We start from the raw sequence: 20,271 nt of genomic DNA on the forward strand, positions 1-20,271 counted from the left end.
CCTCCAGATACCGTCCGCGAACTGAGCGCCTTCCGGTCGCTCGTGTCAGAACGTCAACAACCTTCTGGCCAGCAACATCTAGCTCCTCCAAGTCGTGACGGTGCGGGGCGGGCCGCCGGCGGATGATCCGCCACCGGGCGGACGTTCGCGCAACAGACGCGAACGTCCGCGCATGGTGGCCCGGCGGCCGCCGCCATAGCGTCGAAAGCTCGACGTCGCGCACGGACCGAGCCGGCGTCACCGATCCGACGCCGTAACGCTCCGAGGAGAATCACGCATGATCTTGTACGACGCCAACGCACCGGGACCGAACCCCACGACCGTGCGACTGTTCGCCCACGAACGCGGCGGGCTCGACTTCGACGTGGTCACGATCGATCTCGTCGGCCTCGAGAATCGCAAGCGCCCGTACCTCACCGAGGTGAACGCGCGAGGAGAGGTTCCCGCACTCCGCCTCGACGATGGAAGCGTCATCACCGAGATCACGGCGATCTGCGGCTACTTCGATGAGGTCGCGCAGGGCGGACGGCGGCTGTTCGGAGACACACCGCAAGAGCGAGCGGTGATCCACATGTGGACCCGACGGGCGTATCTCGACGTCGTCCTCCCGTTTGTGAACCATTGGCGGGGCAGCGAAGCGGCCGAGAACGCCTACCGCGGTCACCGCATCCTTCAGCCCGAAGCGAGGCGGAGCAACCGGCTGCTGGCCGAACGCGGACTCAATCAGTTCGACCAGGACCTCGAAGGAAAGAGCTTCCTCGCGGGCGATGACATCACGATGGCCGACATCATCCTGTACGCCTTCATGGCGACCAACATCGAGGGTGAGGGTACCGAGTGGCTCAACGTGCCACAGCGACCCAGCGTCGCCGCCTGGTACGAGCGCATGGCCGGTCGGGAGGCGAGCGGGAAGATGCTGGTCTCCCTCCCTGCGCACTTCCAGAACTGAACCGTCGATTCCACCGCTGGGCGCCCGGGGGTTGTCATGCGATTCGTCTTCATCATCGACCCGATCGAGGGGCTGGCCCCACACCATGACACGAGCGTGGCCCTCATGGAGGCGGCTCAACGGTTCGGCGCCGAGGTGTGGACGGCCGGTGCAGCCGATCTGGTCATCGACGGCACGCGAGCGGCAGCCTGGGCGCGACCGGTTCGGGTAGTTCCGGCCCAGCGACAGGACGGCCGCTGGGTGGTTGCGGCGGACTGGTGGCAGGCCGGCGAGGTGGAACGGATCGATCTGGGCCCCGGCGTGGCCGTCCTGATGCGCCTGGACCCGCCCGTGGACAGCGCGTACCTGCGGGCGACGTTCGTTCTCGACGTCGCCGTTCGCGGGGGTGCGCTCGTGATCAACGACCCGCGTGGGCTCCGCGAGGGGAACGAGAAGCTCCTGGCGCTGGCGGTGCCGGACCTCACCCCGGACACGATCGTCACGGCCAACGGCCGCGATATCCGCGCCGCGCTGGAGAAATGGGACCTGGCGGTGGCCAAGCCGCTGGACGGGGCGGGCGGGCGGGGCATCATCATGCTGCGCAGAGGCGACCCGGGAGGAGCTGCGCTCATCGACCTCGTGACCGACCAGGGGACACGTCAGGTCGTCGTCCAGGAGTATCTGGCCGGAGCGGCGGAGGGCGACAAGCGGATCGTCCTGCTGGACGGTGAACCGATCGGAGCGATCAACCGCCGCGCGTCCGGGGAGGACTTCCGATCCAACCTCGCGCTGGGCGGGGTTGCGGAGGAGACGTCGGTCACGCCCTCCGATCGGGAGATCTGCCGTCGCCTCCGGCCGGAGCTTCGGCGACTCGGACTCGCCCTGGTCGGGATCGATGTCATCGCCGGGCACCTCACCGAAGTCAACGTCACCAGTCCGACCGGGCTCCGCGAGGTCGAACTGCTGACCGACGAGCGGCCCAGCGAGCGCGTCGTCGGGTGGATCGCCGCCGCGGTGGAGGACGCGGGATAATGAAAAATGCTCTCCGACCGCGTGTCAGAAGTGCTCGACCTGGTACGAGTGCGCGCGACCCTCTCGGGGGCGTTCGCGGTGGACAACAGTTGGATGACCCGTGCGACGCTCTGCGATCAACTGAAGATCATCGGCGTGGTTCAAGGGCGCCTCACCCTGCGGACGAACGGCGCGGAGCCCCTCGAGCTGGAAGCGGGGGACGTGGCCGTCCTCAATGGCCGAGAGTGGTTGGAACTGGAAGGCGGGGTGGGTTCGGGGCCGGTACGCGAGGTCGCGCCCCCTGAGGGTTACGACGAGCACCTCGACCTCGATGGGAGCGGATCGGACATCGTGTTGGGCGGTCACATCGAGCTCGACCGAGCCGGCCGGGCCTTGCTGTCCGAAGCGCTTCCGACACTGGGGTGCCTCCGGGGGAGCCTCCCACACGCCCGGAACATGCGTCACAGTCTCAGGCTGCTCTTCGAAGAATCCTCCGATGCCAGCGCAGGTGCTTCCTTCGCCGCACGTCAATACAGCGAGTTGCTGCTGCTCGAGATCATCCGTGCGTCCGCGCAGATGGCACATCTGCCCCCCGGATGGCTCCGCGCCCTGGCGGATGACCAACTTCATCCTGTGCTCGCGGCGATACACGCCCACCCTGACAAGCAGTGGACCCTGGATGATCTCGCCCAGGCTGCGCGGATGTCGAGAACCACCCTCGCCGAGCGCTTCCGCGCTGTCGCCGGTGTTCCCCCGCACGCGTACCTGACCCGGTGGCGCATGCTGCTGGCGCGTCGCGCGCTGACCGAGGAGGGTGCCACTGTCGCAGCTCTCGCAGCCCGGTTCGGCTACGGCTCCGAGAGCTCTTTCTCCCACGCCTTCAAGCGCGAGGTGGGGGAATCGCCGCAGCGTTACCGGATGCGGGCGAGCAGAGCGACGTCCGCGCAGGGCGTCGCGTGACGCGAAGCGGCACCGGAGCACATCTCGGTATGACCGGCGCTGCCAGGCGCCCCGCTTGATCCGGGGCGTCACGCCGGGAGCAATATTCCGACGGAATCCCCGCAAGAGCCGGGCGGTGTCGTGCGCGTCCTCATTCGTATCGTTCACGCATGAGCACACTTACAGGCAAGACCGTCATCATCACCGGAGGCGCTAACAATCTGGGCGGCGCGATAGCTCGCCGGATCGGAGAGGAGGGCGCGAACGTCGTCATCCACTACAACAGTGAGGCGACAGCCGGGGCCGCGGAAGAGACCGCGGGAGCCGTCGAGGCTTCGGGTGGTGCCGGGGTGGTCGTCCAGGGCGACCTGACGGATTCTGCGCAGGTGGATCGCGTCTTCGCCACCGCTCTGGATACGTACGGAAGCCTCTACGCGGTGGTCAACACCGCTGGCCGTGCGGTGGGCACGAACATGACGTCGTTCGAGGAGAAGGACGCCGACGAGATGATCGCCGTCAACACCAAGGCCGCGTTTCTCGTGCTCCGCGCCGCGGCGCGGCAGGTCGAAGAGGGCGGCAGGATCCTGAACACCGTGACTTCTCTGGTCGCCGGGTTCACGCCCCTCTACTCGGTGTACGCCGGAACCAAGGCATCCAACGAGCACTACGTCCGGGCGCTCGCGAAGGAATTGGCCGGCCGGAGGATCTCGGTCAACAACGTCGCGCCGGGGCCGATGGATACCTCCTTCTTCTGGAACGCCGCGCATGAAGGCGAAGCCGAACTGGTCAGCAGCCTGGTGATGGAGGGCCGGCTCACGCGCATCGAGGACGTCGTCCCGTGGTTCCACTTCCTGTTGACCGATGGCCGGTGGGCCAGCGGCCAGACGTTCTTCGTGAACGGCGGATTCACAACGAGGTGATGGACCTCGCGTCCTCGCCTCCTACCCGGACGCCACGGCGGAGCCCTGCGCGTCCGGGTCGGCCGCAGGGGTCGTCCGGAACTCCCGTCGGAACACGCTGGGCGTCACACCGTAGCGCCGGCGGAACGCCGCCGTGAAATGCGAGGGCGTGGCGAATCCTGCACGCACCGCGACCGCGGCGACGCTCTCATCCGTCTGGCGCAACGCCGCGCAGGCGGCGGACAGGCGGCTGTCCAGCACGTACTGCCACGGCGTCTGCCCGACGGCGCGACGGAACGCGCGGGAGAAGTGATACACGCTGAGCCCGGCGATCGTCGCGAGGTCGCTGAGCGAGATCGGGGCGCCGGGGTCGGTTCTGATGTACTCGATCACGGCGCTGAAGTCGGAGGCTTGTGGTCCCGGCTCCTGCAGGCGCCTGGTGCTGTGGCGAGCGAGAATGTGGACGGCCATGAACCGGGCGGCCGACTCGGCGTAGAGAGCATCGGCTCCCTCACGAGCTGCTCGATCGAGTGCGCGGACACAGGCCTCCAGGAGCGGGTCGTTCGTCGCGAGAAGATCGGGTAGCTCGTCCGCGGAGAACGCCGTGTCGCCTCCCAGCGGTTCAGCGAAAAGCCCTTGGGGGAACTCGGCGTGTATCGTCCGCAGCCCGAGGGGGAGCGCGGACGTCCAGCGCAGGTGGGGCGCCCGGCCCGCGGGGGTCATGCCCAACCTTCCGGGCACGTAGAACGCGCGGCGGTTGAACGGAGTGAGCGACTGGATGGACGCCTCCCCCTGGGTGACGAGGACGACCTTGAAGCGATCGGAAGCCTCGAGGCGCGCATCTTCCGCGTTCGGGGGGTGAGCGAACTCCGCAACGCGCACATCGCGCCACGAGGCGTGGCCGTCGCTCGTGAACAGCCGCGTCTCCCAATCGGCAGGGGACTCGGAGGATCGCAGTGGACGCCCCTTCGCGTCGTCGGAGCGGGGAGTGGACAGCGTCACCGCAAGCCGGCCTGGACCAGGAGCGGGTACACCTCTTCGTGAAATCGCCCCATGTCCTGGACGTACCGCGGCCACGACAGCAGGATGCCATCCACGCCGGTCGTCGACAGCGCCGCGAGCGTATCGACGATGTGCTCGGTATCTCCCACGATCGGGTAGCCCGCCCATCCGGCGATGAAGTGGAACTGCATCTCCCGCAACGTCTCCGGCGCAAAAGACGTGCTCGTCGCGATCATGTTGGTCACGAGATTGTTCGCGGCGACCCAGTCGCCCTTCTGGTTCACGTAGTAGTCGAGGTAGGAGCGGGCGTCGGCATCCGTGTCGCCGTGCACCACGTACGCGTTGATCCACACCTGGATCTCGCGGCCGTATTCCTCTCGCGCGAGACGCTTGAAGTCGTCCACCTTCGCCTTGATGCCCTCGATGGAGTGCTGCCCGATGTCGGTGCTGACAAAGGCGACGTCGCAGTTGCGCGCCCCGAAGTGCCGCCCCGCCGACGAGCTGCCGGCGTTCATGAGGACGGGGTGCGGGTCTTGAACGGGCCGCGGCTTCAGGAGGGCATCGGTGACGGTGAAGTGCTGTCCTTCGAAACTGAACGGCTCGTCGCGCGTCCACAGATTGCGGACGATGTCCACCCACTCCTGAGCGACCTCATAGCGCTGGTCATGGGGAAGCAGCGGGGCGCCGAACATCTCGATCTCCGGTGCGTTCCACCCCGTGACGATGTTCAGCGCGAATCGCCCCCCGGAGATGTGGTCGATCGTGGTGGCCTGCTTGGCCGCCATCACCGGGTGAATCGTCGGCACGTGCGACGTGACGAACACCCCCGCACGCTCGGTGGAGGCGGACACGCCCGCCGCCCACGTGAAGCACTCGAACCCTGCGCCGTTGAAGTCGGTCTCGCCGCCGAATCCGCGCCACCGGCCGACGGGAACGAGCGCCTCGAACTCCATCGCGTCTCCGAGCCGGGCCAGTTCGACCGTGCTGTCCCAGTCCGCTTCCAAGACACCCTCAGCGGTGGAGATCGCACATCCGCCGCTGAGATTCGTCGAGAACGTCCCCAGCTTCAGGGCTCGGTCGTTCACGACCGGATGCTTCGCCGCGCGCAACTGCTCGCTCCTGCTATCGGTTCTCGCCATCGTGTCCTCCTCGACCGCGGGGAAAATATAAGACGTATACGGACGGTTACCGTAGCATTCGGAGTGCAGGTATGGGAAAGAGAATTTTCCCGCCTCACTCCGTATACGCATTTTTGTCTCGCGGATCGTGCGGGAGACGCCTACGATCCCCCCATGACCAACGATGGCCCGGGGGTGCTCAAATCCGTCGACAACGCCCTCCGCCTCCTTCACCTCCTGCGGGATCAGGGACACATCGGCGTCGTGGAGGCTGCGGCCGCCCTCGAGGTATCGACGTCGGCCAGTCACCGGCTGCTCACCAGCCTCGTGCGGCGCGGGTTCGCTCTCCAGGACGAAAGCAGGGTGTACACGCCCGGCCCCGCCCTGACCCTCACAGCGAGCGAACACCCGCTGCTCTCGCTGCGCGACGCTGTCCTGCCTGACATGGCGCGGTTCGCCTCGGATATCGGGGAGACGATGAGTCTCGGCATCCTGGTCGAGACGCGGTGGCGTGTCGTCGCGACGGTCGAGGCCAGTCGTCGCTTGCGCGTCAGCGATCAGGAGGGCATGGTTCTGCCCGCGCGTCTCACAGCAGGGGGCAAGGCCGCTCTCTCTCAGTTCGACGACGCGGCCGTCGTCGACAGGTATCGCCGCGACCGGCACGAGCGGGCGGGAAGCGAGGATCTGCGACGCCTCCTCTCGGAGCTCAACGTGGTGCGTGAGCGGGGTGTCGCCATCAACCACGGCGACGCGGAGGAGGGGATCTCAGCCGTCGCCGTCCCGCTGTCGTCGCTGGGCGCGGGCACCCCGGCGGCGCTCGCCGTCGTGCTGCCGAGCATCCGGTTCTCGCCCGGCTCCACCGCCGATCTCGCCGCAAAGCTCGGTGAAGTCCTCGCCCACGCGGGGCCGGCGCTGGACCGGGTCGCCCGAGTGGCGGCGCGCACCCGCCACCCCGACGGGGTCGAAGAGGGAACTTTGCCGCATGGCGGGAAGCTCCTCGACGCCGGCGGGCCGAGGAGGTCACGCTGAGCGCGAGCAGGCGAAGGGCGAGATCACGTAGGCGAAAGGCGAGATGATGGCACCGCGAAAGAGCACGGAGTTCCACACGATCTTCGACGACGGCCGGCTCAGACGGGTCTTCGCGCAATTTCCCTCGGGCTTGGCGGCGGTCTGCGCCGAGGTCGACGCACAGGTGACCGGATTCGTCGTCGCCTCGCTTCAAGTGGGGATCTCGCTGGATCCGCCCCTGGTGGCATTCGCCGTGATGCGGGAATCCCGCACCTGGCCGCAGCTACGTGCGGCGGAGCGTCTCGGGATCTCCGTTCTCTCGCAGTCGCAGAGCCCCATCGTGCGTCAGCTCGCGTCCAAGTCGGGGGATCGTTTCGCCGGCGTCGAGTACGAGGTGCTCGAGGGCGGCGGCGCGGTGGTGCTGGATGGTTCGATCGCGACCTTCAACACGTCCCTGGAGCACGAGCACGAGGCCGGTGATCACCTCCTGATCGTCCTGCGCATCCACGGCCTGGACGTCGAAGAAGACCTTGATCCCCTGATCTTCCATCGCTCCTCCTTCCACGCGCTGAGCCCTCTCGACTTCGCCTGAGCCATGAGCTTCGCCACCAGTGCGGCCGCGCTCCTCGTGGAGTACGGCCGGCCCGTCGAGGTCTCCGAACTCGAGGTCCCCGACCCCGAGCCCACGGCCGTCATCGTCGAAGTGCTCGCAACCACCATGTGCGGAACCGACGTGCACATCCATGCGGGCGACTTCGACGGCGGCGCATCCCACCTTCCGGTGCTCCTCGGACACGAGATCATCGGGCGCGTCGTCGCCATCGGATCGGCCGGTCGGTGGGATGTGGCAGGCGGCCGCGTGCGTGTCGGTGACCGGATCGCCTGGTCCTACGCATGGTGCGGCGAGTGCTACTGGTGCGCGATCGCCAAGCAGCCGACGTTATGCGCCCGGGCGCGCCAGTACGGATGGGGTCCTGCCGATGTGTTCCCCTTCGTCACGGGGGGCTACAGCCGCTACGCGTACGTCATGCCCGCGTGCCGAATCGTGCGCGTCCCCGACGCGCTCCCCGACGCCGTTGCGGCGTCACTGACCTGCGCGTTCCGCACGGTCGTGCACGCGTTCGAGCGGGCCGGGGGAGTCGAACCGCTCGACCGCGTCCTCGTCCAAGGCAGCGGAGCGGTGGGGCTGTACGCACTCGCCTACGCCCTGGGCAGCGGCGCACGCGAAGTCGCCGTCATCGGCGCGCCCCGCCGCCGATTGGACATCGCGACCTCGTGGGGGGCGGTGGAGACCCTCGATCTCGAATCGTCGTCGGCACAGGAGCGGGCGGAATGGGTGCGCGAGTGGACCGACGGTCGCGGCGCCGACCTGGTCGTCGAGGCGGCGGGGAGCAGGTTCGCCGTCGAGGAAGGGCTGGGTCTCGTCCGTCGAGGCGGGCGCTACCTCGTGGTCGGTCAGACCGATCCGGTTCCCGCCCAGATCCCGGCGACGCGGATCAACCTCGATCAGATCACTCTCGTGGGCTCCGTCAGCGCCGACGTTTCGCACTACTGGCGCGCCTTCGACTTCGCCGTCACCCACGCGGACAGGTTCGACTTCTCCGCCCTGCTGGGGTCGGAGTACGGTCTCAACGAGGTGGACGACGCGTTGTCGGCGATCCGCTCGGGCGCGGAGATCAAGCCGGTCATCGTCCCGGGTCGTTCGGCCGTCCACGCCGACCCTGCAGGAGGAAGCGAATGATCGAGATCTCCGTGGCGGCGAATGCGACCGACCGCATCGCCGCGATCGCGGACGGTCGCGTGCGCGTTCCGGGTGTCAACCTCACCACCCTCCTCCTGCCCGTGGAGGAGATCTTCCTGCGGGCGTTCCGGTCGGCGGAGTTCGACGTCACCGAACTGTCACTGTCGTCGTACGCCGTCTCCGTCGACCGGGGCGAGGCCGCCTATGTCGCTCTGCCGGCGTTTCCGTCGCGAGCGTTCCGGCACAACGGAATCTGGGTGGGAGAGGATGCCGGCATCCGTGAGCCGGCGGATCTGGCCGGAAAGATCGTCGGGGTCCCCGAGTACCAGATGACGGCGGCCGTGTGGATCCGCGGAATGCTGGAGGACGAGTACGGGGTCCCGCACGACAGCGTCTCGTACCGCACCGGGGGCCTTCGAGCCCACGGCCGGTCGGAGAAGATCCCGGTGGCACCCCCCGGCGTGGAGATCGCCCCGCTCGCTCGCGGATCGCTGTCAGAAGCCCTGGCGGACGGGACGATCGATGCTCTGTACTCGCCGTATCCGCCTACGGGTGCCGGCGAGGGACGGATGCGGCGGTTGTGGGCGGACCCGTCCACGGTCGAGGCGGACTACTTCCGGCGAACCTCGATCTTCCCGATCATGCACGTCTTCGCGGTGCGCAAGGACGTGGCCGAGCGCCACCGATGGCTCCCCGGCGCGCTTCAGGATGCGTTCGAGAGTGCGAAGAACCTCGCGCTCGGGGCCCTCGGCTCGGGCGGGTCGCTCGCGGTGGCTCTGCCCTTCGCCTTCAGTGAGGCAGATCGGACGCGCGACGTGATGGGCGAGGACTACTGGCCGTATGGCGTGGAGGCCAACCGCGGAGTGCTGGAAACGGCCACCCGGTATCTGCATCGTCAGGGTTTGACGGGCCGGCAGCTGTCGCTCGAGGAGCTCTTCCCCACCATCGGCGGATCGGCTCGCGCCATCATCTGACGCATCAGTAGTGGCGGGGGAGCCGGCGGTCGGCCACCGTGAGCACGAGCGCCGCCGCTGCGCAGGCGATCATCGCGTACGCGAGGACGTGCAAGCCGGCCGTCGTCGGAGTATCGCCGTACGCGCTGCCGATCAGCCACGCGGAAGTGGCAGCGCCGGCGTACATGAAGGTGCGGCCGATGCCGGCCACGCGTCCGGTCTTGCCCGCGGGGGCCTGGAGGTACAGAGAGTTCTGGGTCGCGCCGAAGCCGAGGCCCTGAGCGAGCCCGAGAACGGTCGACGCGACCAGCACCACCCAGAGCGGTGAATCGTCGTGCAGGAGCGAGAGGACGAGGGACCCGACGATCGCACTGACCGTCGCCAGGATGAGGAGCACCCGGATGCGGCGAACGCGCGCGAGCGCGAAGCCGCAGCCGATGGATGCGAGGGCGAAAGGTAGCTGTACGAGCCCGCTCGCCGCGACGTCCAGACCGTACGGGCCCTGTATCCACGGGACGAATCCGAAGACGAACGTGTACACGCCGGTGAAGATCAGCACGATGCGTGCGTAGGTGCGTGCCAGGGGCGCCCACGCGCGCTCGCCCTGCGGCGCGGGCGCATCGAGGGGGGACCGGTCGCTCGCGATGGGGGGATGCGAGCGAGCTCTCCGCCAGTCCGGTGGCAACCACCGCCATGCCATCAGGCATCCGATCGCAGCCAGCGGGATGTTCGCCCAGAAGATCGACTGCCAGCCGAAGACCAGGATGAGCGGCCCGGCCACCGTCGGTCCGACGGCCGTCGCCACCAGTGCCGACACCGAGACGGTGGCCAGCGCCGCAGGCGGCGCCGGCCGCTCCGATCGCTCGGCCTGCTGGGCGATCATCGCGAGGGCCGAGGGGATGGCCGCGGAGGTACCCACCCCCAGAAGGGCTCGCGCGGTGACCGCCGCCTCCAGCGTGGGCCAGATGGTGGGGATCACCGCCCCCGCGATCACGGTCGCCAGCCCGGCGACATAGACCCGTCTCGGCCCGATGCGATCTGCGAGGGCTCCCAGGGTGGGCAGCGCGATCGCCGAGGCGACGTACAACGAGATGACCAGCCAGACCGTGGAGCGCAGCGGCACGTCGAGTGCGGTTGCCACCGGCTGGAGGGCAACGGCCACCATCGTCGAGTTCAGCGGGTTCAGCGCCGGCCCGATGGTGAGCGCAGCGAGAAAGCGGGCGTCGAACGGCTTACGGGGCGAGCCCATGTCATCCTCTCTGGCCGGCATCCACTACGTACACGGATCAAATACCCGATCCTTGGTGGTCAGCAACCCCCTGGGGCTTGACGCATCCAGCAGGATGCTGCATAGTCTAATGCTACGTGTACGGAGTAACTTCGAGGAGGAAGTGATGAGTCCCGCTGATGTGATCGAGAGGCGGTCGCCGGATGCGGCGCCGACCGAGCAGGTCGCGTCGCGCACCGTTCCGCGGGGCCTCATCGCCGTCCTCAAGGGCGCGGGCGGATTCGTCTGCGCGGCTCTTCTGTGGGAGCTGCTTCGCGTTCTGAACATCCTTCCCCCGGCCTATGTGCCGTCGATCGCGGACATCGCCCGCGCCTTCGGTGAGGGCTTCGCGAACGGAACCTGGGCGCGGGTGCTTGCGCCGACGCTGTTCGCCTGGCTCGGGGGTCTTCTCGCGGCGATCGTCCTCGGCGTCGTCTGGGGATCGGTGGCGGGAGCCTCGTCGTGGGTGCGCGCCGGCTCGAGCGTCGTGATCAGCTTCCTGCGTACCGTGCCCGCGATCGCGCTCGTTCCGGTCGCCGTCCTCGCGTTCGGGCTGCGGCCGGCGATGGTGCTCTCGCTCGTCGTCTTCGGATGCGTGTGGCCCGTCCTCTTCAACACGCTCTACGCGTTTCGCGAGCTGCCGGAGCAGTACGCCGAGACCGCGCGGGTGCTGGGGTACAACCGACTGCACATCTTCTTCCGTGTGTCGATGGTCGCCGTCCTCCCGGGCGTGGTGACGGGCATCAGGGTGGCAGCCGGAATCGGCCTGGTGATCACCGTGTCCACCGAGCTGATCGTCGGCAGCGCGGGGCTGGGGGGCTTCATCCTGCAGTCCCGGGGGAGTGCCCAGGTGGCCGCGGGATATGCGGGCATCGTATGGGGAGGTCTGCTCGGAGTCGCGGTGACGGGACTCATCGGTGTGATCCAGCATCGCGCCCTGGGCTGGAGCCCCGACAACCGGAAGGTCGAATCATGACGACGGCGTCCGTCCCGCGGCGATCGGGTGTCATCGGCATCCGGGGGCTCAAGCTCGGCATCGGATGGTTGGTCCTGGCCGCGCTGCTCATCCTGTGGCAGGTCGCGGCGACCGTCTCGGCGACATCCTCGACGACGACGTTCACACGCGCGCTCGAGTCGATGATCGGGTATCTCACGGGGCCGTCCCTGGTCGAGGATGTCCTCCCCTCGATCGTCCGCGTGATCGTCGGGTTCGCCATCGCGGGAGTCCTGGGCGTGGTCGTCGGACTCATTCTGGGGAGCCTTCGTCGCCTCGACGCGTGGGTGCATCCCCTCATCTCCTTCATGAGATCGATCCCGCCCGCGTTGATCGTGCCCGTCGCGCTGCTCGTCCTGGGTCTCGGTCCGCAGCTGGTCATCTCCGTGATCGTCTTCGGTGCATTCTGGCCCGTGCTCCTCAACACCTTCGACGGCGCTCGTCGCATCGATCCGATGTACCTGGAGGTCGCGCGCGCAGCCCGCACGCCCTACGGGGTGCGCCTTTCCCGTGTCATTCTTCCCGCATGCCTCCCCACGATCATGGCCGGCCTGCGGACCGCCTTGAGCATCTCGCTCATCCTGATGGTCGTCTCGGAGGTGCTGGCATCCAGCGAAGGGCTGGGCTACCGGATGAACTTCGCCCAGCAGACCTTCGACGTCAGCGGAACGTACGGGGCCGTCCTGCTCCTCGCGTTGCTGGGGTGGATCTTCGACACCATCTTCGTCGCCGTCGAACGTCGTGTTCTGAAATGGCACCCGGCCTTCCAAGGAGGAAACCTTGCCTAATCCTGTCGCCCTTCACGCCGACGGTCTCGTGAAGGCCTTCGGCGGCCGCAAAGTCATCGACGGCCTCGACCTGCACATCGCCGAAGGAGAGTTCGGCGTCGTCCTCGGTCCATCCGGAGCGGGAAAGACCACACTGCTGCGCTGTCTCTCGGGGCTCATGGCCCCCTCGTCGGGGTCCGTGACGATCGACGGGCGTCCCGTGCAGGGTGTGCCCGCCGACGTCGCGGTGGTCTTTCAGGAGTACAACCGCAGCCTGTACCCCTGGATGACCCTCGAAGAGAACGTCCGGTTCGCGCTGCACGGGGTCCCTCGGCCGGCCGCCGGCGAGCGAGCGAGGCACGCCCTCGACCGGGTCGGGCTCACGGATTCGATGTCGCTCTACCCCTGGCAGGTGTCCGGGGGGATGCAGCAGCGGTGCGCGATCGCCAGAGCGCTGGCAGCCGAGGCAGGCCTGGTCATCATGGACGAGCCGTTCGCGTCCGTCGATGCGCTGACGAAGATCCACCTCGAGCAGCTGCTCCTGGACATCTGGACAGAGACCCCCTTCACGTGCGTCTTCGTCACGCACGACATCGAGGAGGCCGTCTATCTCGCCGATCGACTCTTCGTGCTCTCGCCGCGGCCCAGTCGGCTGCGCAAAGAGTTCGTCGTCGATCTGCCGCGGCCGCGCAACCAGCTCACGACCAAGGTTCTGCCCCGGTTCCAACAGATCCGGGAAGAAGCCTTCCAGCTGATCGAGGGCGTCAGCGCTGCGCCCTCCGACGACACCGGCTCCCCGCAGCGCATCGCCTGAATATCACTCGAAGAGGAGTAGGCCGTATGAACATCTCGTCTCGCGGGCGTTGGACGTCCGCCGCACTCGCCGTCCCCGTACTCGTCGCCATAACCGCATGCGCTGCATCCGAGCCGGCGCCCAGCGGCGGCGACGGGGAGTCCGCGCTCGCGCCCATCGTCGTGGGCGCAGCCCCGGCCGCCGACATCACAGCCCCCTACGTGGCCCTTGAACAGGGATTCTTCGATGAGGTGGGCCTGGACGTGACGGTGGAGACGCTCGCCGGCGGCTCCGCGCTCGTTCCTGCTCTGGAGTCCGGCTCGATGCAGATCGGAAACGTGAACCTGCTGTCCCTGCTCCAGGGGCTGGAGCAGGGACTCGACCTCACCTGCCTGAACGGCATCTTCAAGGGGACGGATACGCAGAGCGTGCTCCTCGCCCCGGATGCGGCGGACGAGATCCGCAGCGGCGCCGATCTGGAAGGGCGCACGGTAGCCGTGAACACGCTCGGCAATATCGCCCAGCTCGTCGTGGAGGCCTGGGCGGCCGAGGATGGCGCGGACCCGTCGCGCATCGAGTTCGTCGCACTCGGCTTCGCGGAGCATCGCGCGGCCCTGGAGTCGGGCCAGGTCGACGCCGCTCTGGCTGCGGAGCCGTTCAACAGCCAGATGAAGAGCGCCGGGCTTCCGGTGCTGGAGGCGGACCCGATCGCGGCGATCGGCGATGACCCCACCTTCGCCTGCTGGACCGCCAAGCGGACCTGGCTCGACGAGCATCCCCGCGAGGCGCAAGCGTGGCGAGAGGCCATGCTCATGGTGGACGAGTACCTCGCGGAGAACCCGGACTCGCTTCGCCAGACGGTGGTGACCGCTTTGAACTTCCCGGAGGCGGATGCCGAGACCTTCACCCTTCCCACCATCAGTTCCGAGATGTCGCCGGACGACTTCGAGATCTGGATGGGACCGGCCGTCGAGTACGGCTTCCTGCGCGGCGACGTGGACGTCTCGCGTGCGGCGGAGCTCGAGGAATGAGCGTCCGTCCGAGACGGGCCCGCCCGTGCTTATTCGATGGCCCGACCGAGTGGATGCACAGATGACCGATCACACCGAGAACACGCGTGAGCAGAACGAGGCCCGCGCCCAGCGTCTCCTGAGCCGGGACTGGCGGCTTCTTGTCGGCGGCGAACGAGTGGCGGCCGGTTCGGGCAAGACCTTCGAGGTCACCAGCCCGTACTCCGGCGGGCTCATCGCCGAGGTGCCCGACGCCTCGCGGGACGACGTCAACCGGGCGATCGACGCCGCGCTGGCCGCCGCCCCCGCGTGGGGGCGGATCCCGGCGCCCCGCCGGGCCCGCTACGTCGAGGATTTCGCGGATGCGATCGAAGAGCGCGCGCACGATTTCGGGGTCCTGGACGCCATCGACGGCGGAGCGCCCATCGGGATCATGCTCCAGGACGTTCAGCTCGCCCTCGACAGCCTTCGCTTCTACGCCGGGCTCGCCATGGAGTCGAAGGGACAGACGGTGCCGGCCAGTGCGAACCTGCACTTCACCGAGCTGCAGCCCTACGGGGTCGTGGGGAAGATCATCCCCTTCAATCACCCGTTCATGTTCGCCGCGTCCAAGCTGGCGGCCCCGCTGGTGGCGGGCAATGCCGTCGTGCTCAAGCCGGCCGAAGCCACTCCGCTGTCCGCGCTGGTGATGGCCGACCTCGCCGCAGAGATCTTTCCGCCGGGGGTCGTCAACATCGTCGTCGGGGACGGCCCGGACGCGGGCGACGCCCTCGTGCGACACCCTCAGGTGCGCCGGATCGGCTTCACCGGGAGCGAGAAAGTGGGACGGTCGATCCAGCGTGCTGCAGCCGAGGTGGCGGTCAAGCACATCACTCTCGAACTCGGGGGCAAGAACGCGCTCATCGCCTTCTCCGACGCCGACCCGAACGCCGTGGCCGACGCGGCCATCCGGGGGATGAACTTCACGTGGTCGGGGCAGTCCTGCGGCTCGACGTCGCGGCTGCTCGTCCACGATGACATCGCGGATGCGGTGATCGAAGGCGTCCGTGAACGCCTGGGCGACCGGCAGTACGTGTCGCCCCTTGACCCCGCGAGCGTGCAGGGCACGATCGTGAACCAGCGTCAGTACGACCGGGTGCTCGGCTACATCGACGGCGCCGTGGACGACGGTGCGCGGGTTCTCACCGGGGGAGGGCGTCCGTCGGCCGCCTCGCACGGGCTCTTCATCGAACCGACGTTCCTCGATGTCGACCCCGCCTCGAGGGTCGCTACGGAGGAGATCTTCGGCCCCGTGGTGTCGGTGATCCGCTGGACCGACCCCGTCGAGGCGGTCCGCATCGCGAACAGCGTCGAGTACGGGCTCACCGGCAGCGTCTTCACGAACGATGTGACGACGGCTCTGCGGACGGCCCGAGAGCTGGAGACGGGATTCGTCTGGATCAACGGCGCCGGACCCCACTTCCTCGGGCTCCCCTACGGGGGCTGGAAGAACTCCGGCGTGGGTCGGGAGGAGAGCATCGAGGAGCTCTTGAGCTACTCGCAGTCGAAGTCGGTGACGGTCTTCCTCTGACGAGGGCGGACTGCCGAGACGCAAAGGGTGAGCGGTGCAGCATCGGCTGCACCGCTCACCCTTTGCTCCGCCTGCGCCAGGCGGCCGTGCTAGCGGGAGCGCACGGGAGTCACGGTCTCGGGAGGCTTGGGCCCCCGCTGGGCGCCCCGGGTCGGGCAGGGGACCGCGCCGTCGTCGGACACGACGGCGGAGAGGTCGCCGAGGCCGGAGACGGTCACACGGATGACATCACCGGAACGCACCTGCCCGACTCCCGCCGGCGTGCCCGTCGCCACGATGTCGCCCGGCTGGAGCGTCATGACCGAGGAGGCGTAGGCCAGGACCGCTTCCACCCCCCAGATGAGGTCGGCCAGATCCGCATCCTGCCGGATCTCGTCGTTCACCCATGTCCGCAGGCGCATCCGGTCCCACGGCCCCGCCTCGTCGGGGGTCACCAGGAAGGGACCGACCGGGGTGAAGGTGTCGAACGACTTCCGTACCGACCGGTCTTCCCCGCCCCTCATCGTCATGTCGAGGAGGATCGTGAAGCCCGCCACATACCGCAGCGCGTCGGCGCGCTGGACATGCCGGGCGGGCGCGCCGATGACGAAGGCGAGCTCGCCCTCCTGGTCGAAGCGGCGGTCGGTGTACGGGAGCCGCACGATGCCACCCGAGGCCAGAGTCGACGCGGGGGACTTGAGGAAGACCCCCAGCGCGTCGATATGGGCGTCCTCCTGCATCTCCGCCTTGTGATCGAAGTAGTTCACGGGCGCTGCGACGATCTTCGAGGGATCGGGAACGATCGCCTCGATCTCCACGTCCGCGAGCGCCAGCCGCTCCCCGCCGTCCGGGACGGCGCGCAGGTCGCCGCCATGGGCGAGCAGCAGGCTTCGCATCGGGCTCATGCCGGGCGTCGCCTGGACGTCGAGCGCGATGATCGAGTCACCGTCCACGCGGCCCACGCGGCGAGAGCCGTCCCGGTCGCGGAAACTGACAAGCTTCATTTCGTCATCCCTTCAGGCCCGCCGGCGACGGGTCCTCGTAGAGCCAAGCGACGTCGGTGTAGTCGTCGGATCGGCGCGTCTGGAAGAAGCGATTGCGCAGGGCGATCGCCATGGGGTCGTCGGTGTGCCACGAGCGGCCCCACGGCCGCGCCACACGCTGGCACCGCGTCGCGCGGGGAACCCGCACCGCGTCGTAGCGGGCGAGGGCGTCGCGAGGATCGTCCGCCGAGCCGCCCAGCTGTGCGGCGAGCTCCAGTCCATCCTCCAGCGCCTGGCAGGCGCCCTGCCCGAGGTATTGCAGCATCGGATGCGCGGCGTCGCCGATCAGGACGACGCGCTCTCCGACGAAGCTGTCGATCGGGTCCTTGTCGAAGTTGGGGTACGCCCGGGCCTGAGCCACGATCGGAAGGGCGCGCCGGACCGCGGCGCAGGTCCCCGAGAATCGCTCCAGCAGTTCCTCGGGGCTTCCCCAGTCGTCCCGACCATCGGCATGACGGTGGCTGCGGAAGACCGCGACCTGGTTGTAGAGCTCACCGCGTCGGACGGGGTACTGCATGAGGTGGAGGTCTGGGCCCACCCACAGGAGGACGTCGTCGACCCGATCCTCGTAGGGCAGCTCGGAGACCGGAACGGTGCCGCGATACGCGACGTACCCGCTGAAGACCGGCTCATCGACACGGATGAGGGTCCGCACGACGGATCGAAGGCCGTCGGCACCCACGAGGAGCTTCGCCCGGTACACCTGACCGTCGGAGCAGGCGACGTGCGCCGACGTCTCCGATGTCTCGACGGCTACGACTTCCTTGCCGGTGAGCAGCTCGATCCGCTCGTGCTGCATGCACGCATTGAGGAGAACGGTCAGCACGTCGTTGCGGTGGAGTACGAGATAGGGATAACCGAACCGAGCCACCATCGGCTCCTGGAAATCGATCCGTGTGAGCTCGTCGCCGGTGAGCGCGTCGGAGATCCGACCGACCTGGGGGAAGACGGCGAGGTCGGTGATCTCATCGAGCACTCCCAATCGGTCCAGGGCGCGAACGGCGTTGGGACCCACCTGGAGGCCGGCCCCCACCTCGCGGAATTCGGGGGCGCGTTCGAGGACCCGCACGCTCAGGCCGGCACGGGCGAGCGCAAGGGCGGTCCCCATCCCGCCGATCCCACCCCCGACGACGACGACATCGGTATCGCGCATCTATCGACCTCCATTAGTACGTATACGGAGAACTGTAGGTGCTCCCGTCCGTCGAACGCAAGCGTCGAAGTGATCGCTGAGGAAGGAGCCGAGTCCCTGCGGTGCGGTCCCGGCTCCTGGTTCAGATCATCCGTGTGCACTGCTTATATGGCTCTCTTCGGAGCACGGCCGCACCCCTACTGGCTCTCCACGGCATATGCGTTAGGGACGACGCCACAAACGTGGGGTGGACAAAATGAGACGTATACGTAATATTGGTGCAACACCGGCAGGCTAGTCTCCCCTTCAGGGCACCAGCCGGGGAGCCGGCGCTCGACGAAGACGTGTCCCAGGCACTGCCGGCCGCTTAGGCGGATCCTTACCCGAATAGTCCGTATACGTACTAGGAGTCCTCTGTCGTGAATGATCAGACCGGCGCATCCCGAACGGTTCTCGTGACCGGAGCAGCCGACGGCATCGGATTCGCCGTGGCGCAACACTTCGCCGCGACCGGCCAGACCGTCGTCATGTGCGACATCGCGCGCGATCGCTTGGCGGCCTCGGCGGACCGCATCCGCGAGCAGGGCGGTCACGTCGTCCCGGTAGCCATGAACGTCGCGTCGGAAGAGAGCGTGTCGGAGGCCTTCGCCCAGGCGCTCGAGGTGACCGGGCGGATCGACGTGGTCGTCAGCAACGTCGGCATCGCCGGGGGGACCCCTGTGGTCGAGATGGAGCTCGCAGAATGGCGACGCGTGACGGAGCCGAACCTCACCGGTACGTTCCTGGTCACCCGCGCGGCGGCCCGACAGATGATCGCCCAGGGCGGCGGGGGAAAGATCTGCTGCGTCACCAGCCTTTCCGCGCGGTCGGCCCGGATGGGCGCCGCCCATTACTGCGCCTCGAAAGCCGGGCTCGAGCAGCTCGCCCGCGTCCTGAGCATGGAACTCGGACCCCACCACATCAACGTCAACCTCGTCTCGCCCGGTTTCGTGAATCACGGATACCGCGAGGGCCTGGGCGAGTGGGTCACCCCCGAGTACGCCGCGGCGATCGAGCGGTCGATCCCCTGGGGCAGGACGGCGCTGGCCACAGACGTCGTCGAGGCCATCGACTTCCTGTGCTCGGACCGCGCCGATTACATCACCGGGGCGCTGCTGTCGGTGGACGGCGGCGGGGGAGCGGGGCGGTACTCGCTGCCCATCACAGACACGTCCGACACCGTCGGCGCAGCGATCGAGGAGGAGAAGGCGAATGCCTGAATGGAAGTACATCGACATCGATGGCATCAACACGCGCTACAAGGACGAGGGGGACGGCGACCCGATCGTCCTCTTCCACGGTGGCGAGTTCGGTGCCGGCGGGGCTGACACCTGGCGCGACGAGATCTTCGACGTGCTGGTGGGAGCCGGGCATCGGCTCGTCGTGGTCGACCGGCTGGGGCAGGGACTCACCGACAACCCCCGCACCGACGACGAGTACCGCATGTCGGCGGTCGTACGCCACGCAACGCGGTTCATCGAGACGCTCGGCATCTCCGGGGCGACCATCGGCGGACAGTCTCGCGGTGCGTTCGTCGCGTCGCGCATCGCGAAGGAATCACCCGGTCTCTGCACGCGACTGGTCATCATCAACAGTGCGTCGATCTCGGTGCGCTACCCGGCCGAGCAGGTACCGGGGACGGCGACGTACCGCGTCTACAAGGAACTCATGACCGGCAACGTCATGGAGGACCTCAAGATCATGTCGGTCACGACCGAGCACCTCACCGACGAGTGGATGGCCAACCGGGCGGAGATCGCGGCGCTGCCGAAATCGAAAGAGGCCAAGGAGGCGTTCCGCCGGGTCAACGACGAGATGTTCGCCGAGTTCGAGATCCTCAAGACCGATGTCCTGAAATGGATCATCGGCGGTGGCCACCGCAAGCCGACGATCATCATCTGGGGCGTCGGGGACCCCACGACCACCTCCGCCGATGCGCTCGATCTGTGGGACGTGATGCGTCCACACGTCGACACCCTCCGGCTTCACATGATCAACCGCGCCGGGCACTGGCCCCACCGGGAGTACCCGGTGGAGGTCGCGGAGGAGATCCGCGACTTCATCCGCCGGAGCTGACC

Annotated in this window: 20 protein-coding genes; 15 read left to right on the forward strand and 5 right to left on the reverse strand. The window is 68.0% G+C overall.

Features of this window, described 5'->3' with window-relative positions:
- Positions 1 to 277 precede the first annotated feature (277 nt).
- From AC2DFQ_RS08115 to AC2DFQ_RS08130, 4 genes are all read left to right on the forward strand, one after another.
- On the forward strand, positions 278 to 949 hold the full coding sequence (locus tag AC2DFQ_RS08115) for a glutathione S-transferase family protein (protein WP_484510229.1): 672 nt from the start codon (positions 278 to 280) through the stop codon (positions 947 to 949).
- Between the two features lie 36 nt (positions 950 to 985).
- The gene (gene gshB / locus AC2DFQ_RS08120) at positions 986 to 1,960 is read left to right on the forward strand and encodes a glutathione synthase (RefSeq protein WP_484533547.1); all 975 of its coding nucleotides are present in this window, start codon (positions 986 to 988) and stop codon (positions 1,958 to 1,960) included.
- A 6-nt stretch (positions 1,961 to 1,966) separates the two neighbouring features.
- Complete coding sequence (locus AC2DFQ_RS08125; protein WP_484510231.1) at positions 1,967 to 2,899, forward strand: AraC family transcriptional regulator; 933 nt, start codon at positions 1,967 to 1,969, stop codon at positions 2,897 to 2,899.
- Between the two features lie 149 nt (positions 2,900 to 3,048).
- Positions 3,049 to 3,798 (forward strand): SDR family oxidoreductase, encoded by a 750-nt coding sequence (locus AC2DFQ_RS08130; protein WP_484510232.1) that lies wholly within the window; start codon positions 3,049 to 3,051, stop codon positions 3,796 to 3,798.
- 21 nt (positions 3,799 to 3,819) lie between these two features.
- Here AC2DFQ_RS08130 and AC2DFQ_RS08135 read toward each other — a convergent pair whose 3' ends face one another.
- Both AC2DFQ_RS08135 and AC2DFQ_RS08140 read right to left on the reverse strand, forming a co-directional pair.
- Positions 3,820 to 4,779 (reverse strand): helix-turn-helix domain-containing protein, encoded by a 960-nt coding sequence (locus AC2DFQ_RS08135; protein WP_484510233.1) that lies wholly within the window; start codon positions 4,777 to 4,779, stop codon positions 3,820 to 3,822.
- Positions 4,776 to 5,918: an LLM class flavin-dependent oxidoreductase gene (locus AC2DFQ_RS08140; protein ID WP_484510234.1), complete on the reverse strand. Its 1,143-nt coding sequence runs from the start codon at positions 5,916 to 5,918 to the stop codon at positions 4,776 to 4,778. The genes AC2DFQ_RS08135 and AC2DFQ_RS08140 overlap by 4 nt, the downstream gene beginning before the upstream one ends.
- 153 nt (positions 5,919 to 6,071) lie before the next feature.
- Here AC2DFQ_RS08140 and AC2DFQ_RS08145 point away from each other — a divergent pair, with 153 nt between their 5' ends.
- From AC2DFQ_RS08145 to AC2DFQ_RS08160, 4 genes are read left to right on the forward strand one after another with little or no spacing between them, the layout of a single operon-like run.
- Positions 6,072 to 6,926 carry an IclR family transcriptional regulator gene (locus AC2DFQ_RS08145; RefSeq protein ID WP_484533548.1) on the forward strand — a complete coding sequence of 285 codons (855 nt, stop codon included), beginning with the start codon at positions 6,072 to 6,074 and terminating at the stop codon, positions 6,924 to 6,926.
- Positions 6,927 to 6,972: 46 nt separating this feature from the next.
- Complete coding sequence (locus AC2DFQ_RS08150; protein ID WP_484510236.1) at positions 6,973 to 7,497, forward strand: flavin reductase family protein; 525 nt, start codon at positions 6,973 to 6,975, stop codon at positions 7,495 to 7,497.
- 3 nt (positions 7,498 to 7,500) lie between these two features.
- Positions 7,501 to 8,646: a zinc-binding dehydrogenase gene (locus tag AC2DFQ_RS08155; protein WP_484533549.1), complete on the forward strand. Its 1,146-nt coding sequence runs from the start codon at positions 7,501 to 7,503 to the stop codon at positions 8,644 to 8,646.
- Positions 8,643 to 9,620 carry a substrate-binding domain-containing protein gene (locus AC2DFQ_RS08160; RefSeq protein WP_484510238.1) on the forward strand — a complete coding sequence of 326 codons (978 nt, stop codon included), beginning with the start codon at positions 8,643 to 8,645 and terminating at the stop codon, positions 9,618 to 9,620. Before AC2DFQ_RS08155 ends, AC2DFQ_RS08160 begins: the two co-directional genes overlap by 4 nt.
- 4 nt (positions 9,621 to 9,624) lie before the next feature.
- Here AC2DFQ_RS08160 and AC2DFQ_RS08165 read toward each other — a convergent pair whose 3' ends face one another.
- Positions 9,625 to 10,848, reverse strand: a complete 1,224-nt coding sequence (locus tag AC2DFQ_RS08165) for an MFS transporter (RefSeq protein WP_484533550.1) — start codon at positions 10,846 to 10,848, stop codon at positions 9,625 to 9,627.
- Between the two features lie 145 nt (positions 10,849 to 10,993).
- On the opposite strand from AC2DFQ_RS08165, the gene AC2DFQ_RS08170 reads away from it, so the two are divergent.
- The 5 genes from AC2DFQ_RS08170 (at position 10,994) to AC2DFQ_RS08190 (ending at position 16,000) form a co-directional block, all read left to right on the forward strand.
- Complete coding sequence (locus tag AC2DFQ_RS08170) at positions 10,994 to 11,842, forward strand: ABC transporter permease (RefSeq protein WP_484533551.1); 849 nt, start codon at positions 10,994 to 10,996, stop codon at positions 11,840 to 11,842.
- The gene (locus tag AC2DFQ_RS08175) at positions 11,839 to 12,648 is read left to right on the forward strand and encodes an ABC transporter permease (RefSeq protein ID WP_484533552.1); all 810 of its coding nucleotides are present in this window, start codon (positions 11,839 to 11,841) and stop codon (positions 12,646 to 12,648) included. Before AC2DFQ_RS08170 ends, AC2DFQ_RS08175 begins: the two co-directional genes overlap by 4 nt.
- Positions 12,641 to 13,441: an ABC transporter ATP-binding protein gene (locus AC2DFQ_RS08180; protein ID WP_484510242.1), complete on the forward strand. Its 801-nt coding sequence runs from the start codon at positions 12,641 to 12,643 to the stop codon at positions 13,439 to 13,441. The genes AC2DFQ_RS08175 and AC2DFQ_RS08180 overlap by 8 nt, the downstream gene beginning before the upstream one ends.
- Before the next feature lie 26 nt (positions 13,442 to 13,467).
- Positions 13,468 to 14,451, forward strand: coding sequence for an ABC transporter substrate-binding protein (locus AC2DFQ_RS08185; protein WP_484510243.1), 984 nt, complete (start codon positions 13,468 to 13,470; stop codon positions 14,449 to 14,451).
- Positions 14,452 to 14,512: 61 nt separating this feature from the next.
- On the forward strand, positions 14,513 to 16,000 hold the full coding sequence (locus AC2DFQ_RS08190) for an aldehyde dehydrogenase family protein (protein WP_484510244.1): 1,488 nt from the start codon (positions 14,513 to 14,515) through the stop codon (positions 15,998 to 16,000).
- An 89-nt stretch (positions 16,001 to 16,089) separates the two neighbouring features.
- Here the strand turns inward: AC2DFQ_RS08190 and AC2DFQ_RS08195 are convergent, their stop codons facing one another.
- Together AC2DFQ_RS08195 and AC2DFQ_RS08200 are read right to left on the reverse strand one after the other, a co-directional pair.
- Positions 16,090 to 16,983 (reverse strand): fumarylacetoacetate hydrolase family protein, encoded by an 894-nt coding sequence (locus AC2DFQ_RS08195; protein ID WP_484510245.1) that lies wholly within the window; start codon positions 16,981 to 16,983, stop codon positions 16,090 to 16,092.
- Positions 16,984 to 16,987: 4 nt separating this feature from the next.
- Complete coding sequence (locus tag AC2DFQ_RS08200; protein WP_484510246.1) at positions 16,988 to 18,175, reverse strand: FAD-dependent oxidoreductase; 1,188 nt, start codon at positions 18,173 to 18,175, stop codon at positions 16,988 to 16,990.
- A 398-nt stretch (positions 18,176 to 18,573) separates the two neighbouring features.
- Here AC2DFQ_RS08200 and AC2DFQ_RS08205 point away from each other — a divergent pair, with 398 nt between their 5' ends.
- Together AC2DFQ_RS08205 and AC2DFQ_RS08210 are read left to right on the forward strand one after the other, a co-directional pair.
- Positions 18,574 to 19,413, forward strand: coding sequence for an SDR family NAD(P)-dependent oxidoreductase (locus AC2DFQ_RS08205; RefSeq protein ID WP_484533553.1), 840 nt, complete (start codon positions 18,574 to 18,576; stop codon positions 19,411 to 19,413).
- On the forward strand, positions 19,406 to 20,269 hold the full coding sequence (locus AC2DFQ_RS08210; protein ID WP_484510248.1) for an alpha/beta fold hydrolase: 864 nt from the start codon (positions 19,406 to 19,408) through the stop codon (positions 20,267 to 20,269). The genes AC2DFQ_RS08205 and AC2DFQ_RS08210 overlap by 8 nt, the downstream gene beginning before the upstream one ends.
- Positions 20,270 to 20,271 lie beyond the last annotated feature (2 nt).

This window comes from Microbacterium sp. Z11_20, assembly GCF_057197605.1.